Source organism: uncultured Thiodictyon sp., assembly GCF_903828115.1.
Lineage (GTDB): Bacteria > Pseudomonadota > Gammaproteobacteria > Chromatiales > Chromatiaceae > Thiodictyon.
On the sequence record NZ_CAIKKU010000064.1, the window covers coordinates 1 to 8,640 of the forward strand.

6 protein-coding genes are annotated in these 8,640 nt (G+C 67.1%); all 6 read right to left on the reverse strand.

Annotation, left to right across the window (positions count from 1 at the left end; genetic code table 11):
• Positions 1–287: 287 nt before the first annotated feature.
• Positions 288–1,271, reverse strand: a complete 984-nt coding sequence (locus tag QZY48_RS02225) for a protein phosphatase 2C domain-containing protein (RefSeq protein ID WP_295427121.1) — start codon at positions 1,269–1,271, stop codon at positions 288–290.
• Between the two features lie 189 nt (positions 1,272–1,460).
• Positions 1,461–3,005 (reverse strand): FHA domain-containing protein, encoded by a 1,545-nt coding sequence (locus tag QZY48_RS02230; protein WP_295427124.1) that lies wholly within the window; start codon positions 3,003–3,005, stop codon positions 1,461–1,463.
• A 167-nt stretch (positions 3,006–3,172) separates the two neighbouring features.
• Positions 3,173–4,717, reverse strand: coding sequence for an ATP-binding protein (locus QZY48_RS02235; protein ID WP_295427127.1), 1,545 nt, complete (start codon positions 4,715–4,717; stop codon positions 3,173–3,175).
• A 21-nt stretch (positions 4,718–4,738) separates the two neighbouring features.
• Entirely contained in the window at positions 4,739–5,764 is a 1,026-nt protein-coding gene (locus tag QZY48_RS02240) for an Rpn family recombination-promoting nuclease/putative transposase (protein ID WP_295427130.1), read from the reverse strand.
• 256 nt (positions 5,765–6,020) lie between these two features.
• Entirely contained in the window at positions 6,021–8,291 is a 2,271-nt protein-coding gene (locus QZY48_RS02245) for a bifunctional serine/threonine-protein kinase/formylglycine-generating enzyme family protein (RefSeq protein ID WP_295427133.1), read from the reverse strand.
• A 24-nt stretch (positions 8,292–8,315) separates the two neighbouring features.
• A partial coding sequence (locus tag QZY48_RS02250; RefSeq protein WP_295427137.1) for an FHA domain-containing protein occupies positions 8,316–8,640 on the reverse strand: 325 nt, incomplete at its 5' end.

Consider the following 8,640-nt stretch of genomic DNA (forward strand, 5'->3'; position numbering starts at 1 on the left):
CCAAGGCTGAAGCCTTGGACTCCAGGATCGGCTTGAAGGCGAGGATCGGTCGTCGCGTTCGGCGAGTCTCCCGCCGACCATTACGCCGACCACCAGCAGGAGGGTGGTGATGGTCATCACCGAGTTCTGGAAGGCCGGCATGAGGCCGCTCCACTTGCTGTTCCTGCCTGCCGATGGTCGCGAACCGCTCCGTCAGATGCCGCTGTTGCTGCCCATCGGCGCCGCCATCCCGGCGAGCCTGTCCTTGATCCTCGAAGAGGTGTCGAGCAACCGGCGGCGAGCGGGGCCTAGTCGAGGCGCGCGCGGGCGCGTGCCACGACGCTGTTGAGGCTATCCGCGGGGCCATTCGAGTTCAGCTTGCCTTGGGTCGACGTAGGGTGAGGCCCGGCGGTCCACAGCCAGATGCCGAGTCCCATTCCCAGCGCCAACAGGACCCCGAGTGCAGTGAATGCGATGGCCCTCCATGGCCGCCTCTGGCTGCCACCGCGCCCCTCAGGAATGCTGGCGGCTGCACAGACGAGCACCGCCGCGGTGGCATTGTCCTGCGTGTCGATGGCCTTGGCCTTGACCGCGGCGATCAGGGCATCGGTCGCCGGCTGGGCGTCGAGGGTCAGCGCCTGCTGCAATTCGGCCTCGCCGAGCACCCCGTGAACGCCGTCACTGCACAGCAACAGACGGTCGCCCGGGGCCAATGCGAGCGAGCGCAGGTTGCGGTCGACCTGGGGGATCTCAGCCATGCCGACGAAGCTGGTGAGGGCCTCGCGGTCGGGGTCGCTGGCTACCGTCTCCCGGCTCAACTCTCCGGCCGCGACCCGCAGCAGCAGTTCGTTGCCGTGATTGTGGTCCTGGGTGCACTGGGTGAGCGAGCCGTCGGCGTGGCGGTAGAGATAGAGCCGGCTGTCGCCGACTGCCACCCAGAACAGGTCCTCGCCGCGCACCGCCGCGGCGACCAGCGTGGTGCCAACGTTGCCCTCGCCCTCGCTCCCGCACGCCAAGTCGTAGACCGACCGGTTTGCGGTTGTCAGTCCCCGCATCAGGGCGTCGGGGATGGATTCATCCGGGCCCTTCTCCCGGTAGGCCGCCATCATCTGCTGCACCGCCAGGCGGCCCGCCTCCCGGCCGTTGCTCATGCCGCCCATGCCGTCCGCCAGCACCACCAGCACCCCGGCGTGGGCGCGGAAGGCTGGTTGGTCGAATCCGGCAAAGCCGAATGAATCCTGTTGCTCCTCGCGTCGGCCGATCCACTGCGCATTGCCCGGTCGAAGCTCCATCGCCGCCCCTCAACCTAAAATCCACAGATGAACACAGATGAACACAGATGTTCCTCGAAGTGTCATGGGCTTATCGCTATTGTCACAATCACCGGCAAGGTGAGTGCCCAGCCAAGTGTAAGTCAATGAATAATCTGTGTTCATCTGTGTTCATCTGTGTTCATCTGTGGATAACTCCTCTTTCTAGGCTCAAGTGTCAGTGTGCCGTTGCAGCCGCACACGGAACTCACTGCCGCCGATGCGCAACAGATCCCCGTCGTGGATGGGATGGGGCGCGCCGATGGCGACCCCGTTCAGGAAGGTCTGGTTGGTCGAACCCAGGTCCTCCAGCACCACCTGTCGGCCTTGGAGCACGAGCCGCGCGTGGCGGGTCGAGACCCGATCGTCTTCCGGCAGGGCCAGGGCACAAGCGGTGTCGCGGCCGAGCAGGGCCGCGGGCGCCAGGCTCAAGGGGACCTCCTGGCCGCGGCGGGGACCGTGCATGAAGGTCAGGTGCACCGCGCGGCCGGCCGGGGCCGGCGCCGGGGAGCGGGTCGGGCCGGGGGTATTCGCGGGTTCTGACTGAGGCACCGGTATCACGGCCTGCGCAGCCGGCGTCCGAACCGCGGCGGCCAATTCCCGCCGCGCGCGCCTGATCCGTAGCAGCACCAACACCAGGGCCAGCACTCCCGCCAGGGCCGCGCCCGGGTAGACCCACCAACGCGATCCCTCCGCCGCCGCGACCGGTGTTTGCGCTGTGTCCTTGGGTCGGGGTGGGTCGCCGGGACCCCGCGGCGCTGCATCGACGGGATACAGGCGCACGTCCATCCCGTCGCTCAGGGTCAGACCGCCACTGGTCAGGGTCATCGCGACACGGTAGCGGGTGCCGTCCGGTACGCAGGCCGCGCAGTGCAGCCCGGCGCGGTAGACCTCCCGGATCTCCTGGCGCATGGCCGCCAAGGCTGCCGCCGGGTCGCCGCTGCCCGCATCCAAGAATGCGCCCCCGGAGCGGCGCGCGAAGCCCCCCAGGGCGGCCAGCCCCACCTCGCGCTGGGCGCGTTCCCGGATGGCGCCAAAGCCGATGCCGTAGATGGGCACCGCCCCGTCCGCCAGGTGGGCGAAGACCTCATCGGCCGTCACCCCGCCCGGGGCGTCGTCCAGTCCGTCGCTCAGGACCACGATCGCCCGCCGGGCGGGCAGCCCCGCCAGGTGTTGTTGGCCGAGATCCAGGGCGCGCATCAGGGCGGCGTGCAACTGGGTCTGCCGGTCCGTCGGCCCCAGTGCGTCGATGGCGGCGGTGAGCGCCGCCCGGTCCGCGGTCGGCGGGACCAGGGTCCGGACCTGCGAGCCGAATGCGATCAGCGCCGCCTGGTCCCGCGGCCCCAGGGCCGCGACCCAGTCCCGCAGTGCCCGGCGCAGTTGCTCGAAACGGGGCGCGGCGATGGACTGGGAGCAATCCACCAGGAACAGATAGGTCACGCCCTCTGCGGTCTGCGCGAAGGGGGTGAAGTCTTCGACCTGGGCGGTCTGGGTACCGACCGTGGCATGGATCTGGGCCGCCGCGATGCCGGGGACCGCAGCGCCCGCCTCGTCGCGGACCGCCACATAGGCGACCAGTGCCGGCCCCTCGGCCAGGACCTGGGAGACCTGGAGCGTCGCCGGGGGGCCGCCGGCCGCGGCGCCCATGGCGCAGAGCGCGATCAGGCCGGTCAGACAGGCGGCGAACACGCACTTGCCGTCAAGGAGGCGTTTCATCCTAGAATAAAGCAGTTCTCGCACAAAGACACAAAGAGCACAAAGGCTTATCAATGCGATACCGCTGTCGCGCTGGGCACCTCCCAGGTGATTGGTCTCACGCATGCAATGCTTTGTCTTTCTTAGTGTTCTTTGTGTCTTTGTGAGAGTAATTCCCGAATCTAGGTTCATAGCGTCTCGACCTCGAAGCCGACCAGAGTGCGGCTCTCCCGGCTGAACTCGATCCCGATCAGATGGATGGGCTGACCCGCCGCCCGGTATTTGTCGGCATAGCCCCGCTCCTTGATCTGTTGCAATGCGCGTCCCGCGGGTTCCGACTCTACCACCTTGAACTCGAACAGCCAGATCCGGTCGTTGAACTTCAACGTCAGGTCGACCCGGCCCAGACTGCCGGCATCCTCCGGCGTCAGGTCCAGCCCCAGCGCGGCCAGATGGCTGTAGAAGACGCTGGCATAATAGCCCTCGTAGCGGGCGAGCGGGTGGCCCTCGTGCCACTGATGTGGGATCGCCGCGAAGAGGCTGGCGACATGCGCGCGCAGGGCGTCGAAATCCCCGCTGACCAGCACGTCATAGAGTCGGCTCGTCAGTTCGCTGGCGCGCCCCGGCTGGCCGATCAGGGCCTTGACCAGGCTGTCGTTGAGTGCGCTCTCGACCTCCAGATTCGGATAGCCCAGGGTATATTCGAGCCGGGCGCCGAGCCGCCGCGAGCCGGAGAAGGTGAGATAGCCGGTCTGCCACAGCAGCGCTTCGGTGGCCAGATGATCGACATCGAAGGCCGACAGCAGCGCCTCATCGGCGCGCAGGCGGGCCAGCGTCGGCGTGAAGAAGCCGCGCTCGGTGAGCAGGTCCACCAGAAAGGTTGGGGTACCGGTCTCGAACCACCAGGTCCTGAATTCGCGCGCATCGAAGAGCAACAGCAGATCGAAGGGGTTGTAGACCGACTCGCCGGTCCAGTTGTAGCCGTTGTACCAGCGGCGGATCTCGGCACGGTCCAGCCCGACGAGTTCAGGCGCGAAGACGGTATCGACGTCGGCCTCGGTATAGCCGCACAGGGCCGAGTAACGGGCATCGATCGTAATGTCCTTGAGGTTGTTGAGACCCGAGAAGATGCTCACCTTGCTGAATTTGCTCACCCCGGTCAGGAAGGCGAAGCGGATGTGCGCATCGTTGTCCTTGATGACCGAATAGAGGTTGCGCAGTCCGTCGCGGCACTCGCGGGCCAGGTCCGGCCTGGTCAGATTGTCCAGGATTGGCTTGTCGTATTCGTCGACCAGGACCACCACGCGTTGGCCGGTCGCGGCATGGGCCAGCCGCAACAGCTCCGCGAACCAGGCGTCGACTCCCGTTTCGCTGTCGGTCAGACCCAGCGCCGCCTGGTTGATCCGCAGTTGCTCCCGGATCTTGAGGTCCAGTTCAGCGCGGTCGCGCACCACCCCACCGCCGAAGCTCAGGCGGATGACCGGGTAGCGGGTGGCCCAGTCCCAGTGCGGGTGGATCACGAGCCCCCGGAATAGCGCTTCGTTGCCGCAAAAGAGTTCGCCCAGGGTGTCGATCAGCAGCGACTTACCGAAGCGCCGCGGGCGCGACAGGAAATAGTGGGTGCCCTCGTCGATCAACTGGCGAATGAAGCCGGTCTTGTCGACATAATAATGGTCGTCCTCGCGGATCTTGGCGAAGGTCTGGATACCGATCGGCAGTTTGCGGCGGCGCATGAGGGTCTCGGAAGCGACTCTTCAGGGCTCGAACAGCGCGTCGACCGACGGCGCCGTCAGGGCGCGGCGGATCAAGGGCCGCAGACCCTGGGCGTCCATCCCGGCCAGCCGTTCGCGGACTTGCACATCGACCGCCCCGAAGCGGGTCTCCAGGATGTCTACGACACTTCCTGCCAGGGCGCGCGCCTCGCCGCGGGACTCACCGCGCGCCTCGCCGCGCGCCTCCCCCCGCGCTTCCCCGCGCGCCTCCCCCCGCGCCTCCCCGAGCCGGATGCCTTCGATCCGACCCCGTTCGATCCATTCCTGGGCTACTGTCATTTGCAATGCCTCCTCGCGTCCCGGCTTGGCCTTGGACAGCGCCTGCCGGAACGCGGCTTCAGTGGTCTTGTAATGTCGGACAATATAGAGCAAGACCTGTTGCTCCAGTAGGTCCCCGTCCGGCAGATCGCGTAGGATGCGCTCCAGCATCGGCGCGCTGACCTCGCGGTCGAACACGCCGCAGAGGGCACCGAGTACCGCCCGCACCGCGCAATCAGCGGAACGCTGCTCATAGGGGACAGGGCCGAGATCGCGCAGGTGATATCGGAACTCGCGCTGCTCGGCGAGGATGTCGGCGTCGGCCGCGATGCAGTCCAGCACCGAGGTCGCCACGTCCCAGCGCACTGCACCGTGGTACACCACCAGCGGGATGATCGGCGGCAGCGCGCGCAGCTTTCCCGCCTCCTTGCCCGCATAGCGTCGCCAGATCTGCACCATGTAACCGAGCAGTTGCAGCGGTGTGCCGGGATCGGGCTTGCTCTTATGTTCCAGCAGGACGTAGAGCAATACCGGGTACCCGTCGCGCAAGGTCACCTCGTACAAGCGGTCGCTCTGGCTGTGGCGCAGCGCCACATCAATGAAGGTGCCGTCGAGCAACCGCGGCGGCGCATCGCTCAGACGGTTCGCGATGGCCGGCGGCAACTGCTCGCGCAGCAGGGTGCCGGCCCGCGTCGGCTGCTCCAAGAGTGCGCGAAACAGGGCGTCATGCGGGTTGTTCATGGTGCTCATGACCGGGTGCCTGAAATCGACCGTTTGACGCCGCGGGCTTGGGTGGAGCAGCAACGAGGCCACCGACCTGTGACCCTCGAAGTCGGGGTTGAGTCCGACCGCGGCGCTCGGATTGCCTGACGAGGCCGGGTCGGACTGAGGTCCGACCTATGCACTCTGCTTTGCATTATACCGTCTTCGCGAAGCGGTACTTCCAAGACCGGGTTCCCAAGTGAAACTTGGGAGCCAGTGAACCCCCAAGACGCAAAAAAAGGCATCAAGGGGTAAGCGTCCTGGCCACTCGGAAACCGATCCCCTCCGACCGGATGTCGGAGCCGATCCTCCCGCGGAAAGCAGAGCGCAGTTTACTTGGGGCGGAGTGCCAGGAACCGCCGCGCAGCGTACGCCGGGCACTGTGCTCACATGAATCACGCCATTCTGACGCGTCCGTCGGGGCGCTCTTATAGCTCTCGTGCCAACAGTCCTGGATCCACTCGTCGACATTCCCGTGCATATCGTGCAGGCCCCAACGGTTGGCGGGATAGCTCCCCACCAGTTCGGTCTTGTTAAGGTAGACCCCGGTCTTGGCGCCGCAATCAGCATAGTCAGCATTGCCGTTATAGTTGGCTTGCTCGGTCGTGATGCAGTTGCCGGTGCTGTAGGCGGTCGTGCTCCCAGCCCGCGCAGCGTATTCCCATTCGGCCTCCGTGGGCAGACGATATGCCCTGCCGGTCTTGTGACTGAGCCAGGCCACATATTCCTTGGCATCGTTCCAGGAGACGAGAATCACTGGATGCTTGCCCCGGCCGATGCCCGCATCGGCTGGCATCTGCGTGCAGCCGAATTCGGCCGCGCAGGCGTCCCACTGGTCGAAGGTGACCTCGTACTGACCCAATTCAAAGGCGGGAATCTGGACGCGATGAGCCGGTCTCTCGTTATCTTCGCATTCCTTTTCACCCGGTTGGCACCCCATGGAGAAGCTGCCGGCGGGGATCGCGACCATGGTTGGATAACGCGCCCGATCGGTTTCCGCCTGGCGCTGAGCCTCGTCTCGATCGGCGCGGTCTCGAGCCTCGCGGGCTGCCGCCACTTGGCGGTTCGCTGCCTCCCGGGCAGCACCTTCCCGCCCAGCGCGATCTCGGGCCTCGCGGTCTGCCGCCGCACGGGCTGCATCCGCCAAGCGAGCCGCCTCCGCGGCCAGTTCGCTCAGGCGTTGCTCGGCCTGCGCCCGGTGCCCGCAATCGCCCGCGGCGCAGGCGCCCAGATAGTCCCGGTAGGCCGCATCGGTATCCGCGCCCAGGGCCGCGCGAAAGGCCCGGTCATCGGCGGCCCGACGCAATTGGCCCTCGCGATACTGGTACCAGCCGCCCAGACCCAGCAACACCAAGGCCGTGGCGAACGCCGCCGGCCACAACCTCCGACGCGCGGCCGAGGCCGGTGGTGCGGTGTGTGCAGGGGTCTTCCTGACCCTGAGCGGGGCCGGTGCTGCGGATGGAACCGAGGGATGCGCTGGGCTGGGTGGCGGGGGCGGAGCGGTCGGACCAGGGGCTGGACCGGGCTCCGGCGGGACTCCGATCCCCCACAGCCGCGCCTGGAATCCCGGCACCGTCTGCGGTCGCTTCTCGGGGGCGAGGGCCAAGGCCTCGCCCAAGGCGTCGCTCAAGTGCCGGGAGACGCCGAAGGCCGCAGCGGGCTTGAGTACATCCAGGTCGCGGCGTTCGGTCGCCTCCGGCGGGGTCACACCGGTGACCAGGCGGTAGATGACCGCTGCGGCCGAGTAGATATCGGTCCAAGGGCCTTGATTGCCCTTGCGATGGTATTGCTCGAACGGCGCATAGCCGGGGCTCACGACCACCGAGAGCGAGCGGCTGCGCTCCCCCAGCGCCAGGCGCGCGGCGCCGAAGTCGAGCAGGATCGGGCGCGTCCCGCCCGAGTCCAGGCGCGCCAGATAGATGTTCTGGGGCTTGATGTCGCGGTGCAGAAAGCCCTTGGCATGGACCGCCCGCAGACCGTCCAGGATCGGCAGCATCAGTTGCTTGGCCTGCTCCTCCGGCAGGCGCCCGCCATGACGCTCCAGGTGCTCGGCGAGCGACAGCCCCTGGTAATAGTCCATGACCAGATAGGCGGTCCCGTTGGCCTCGAAGAAGTGACGCACCCGCACGATGTTGGGGTGGTCGAGTTGGGCCAGGGTCCGAGCCTCGGTCAGGAACTGCTCCAGGCCGAAGCGGAACAGCCCCCCTTCGTCCCGGGAGTGCAGGGCGATCGTCACCCGGTCGGTCCCGCGGCCGGCCAGGTCGCGGGGCAGGAATTCCTTGATCGCCACCCGGGTCTCAAGGTTCTGGTCCCAGCCCAGATAGGTAATGCCGAACCCGCCCGGCTTGCCGAGCACCCGCCCGACAAGGAACTGACCATTGAGCAGGGTACGATGGGGCAGCAGGAGCGGGCCGCGCTCGGCTGCCTCGTCATAGCCGCAGTCGGGGCACGGATTGGCCCGGCCCTTGGCGGCGAGGCAGCCCGGGCAGAGGTCGCTTGAGCGCCGCTGTGTCATCGCGTCCTGATCCTGTATTGCACGTTACGCCGGCTCCGTTGGCCAGACGAAGCGCTCACCGCAAAACGGGACGAACAGGAGCCGGGTCTCACCGACCTCGATGCGGTCATAGGCGTGGAGTTCGGTCGGGGTCATGACCTCTTCGTCGTTGAGATAGACCAGACCGCGGCTGTCGCCCGGGCCGAGCCGGAAGCTCTGGCGCCTGGGGTTGAAGCTCAGCACCGCATGGCCCTCCCGGCTGATGCCGGGGTCGCCGGTGATGGCGATGTCCTGGGTGGCGGCGCGCCCGATGTAATTGCGCTCGGTGTGGATGCGATAGTCCCGGCCGCGGTCCGGACCCTCGACGCAC

Excerpts from the sequence above, each read along its gene's own strand:
- QZY48_RS02225 (WP_295427121.1), bottom strand. The coding sequence starts at position 1,271 with ATGGAGCTTCGACCGGGCAATGCGCAGTGGATCGGCCGACGCGAGGAG.
- QZY48_RS02230 (WP_295427124.1), bottom strand. The coding sequence starts at position 3,005 with ATGAAACGCCTCCTTGACGGCAAGTGCGTGTTCGCCGCCTGTCTGACC.
- QZY48_RS02235 (WP_295427127.1), bottom strand. The coding sequence starts at position 4,717 with ATGCGCCGCCGCAAACTGCCGATCGGTATCCAGACCTTCGCCAAGATC.
- QZY48_RS02240 (WP_295427130.1), bottom strand. The coding sequence starts at position 5,764 with ATGAGCACCATGAACAACCCGCATGACGCCCTGTTTCGCGCACTCTTG.
- QZY48_RS02245 (WP_295427133.1), bottom strand. The coding sequence starts at position 8,291 with ATGACACAGCGGCGCTCAAGCGACCTCTGCCCGGGCTGCCTCGCCGCC.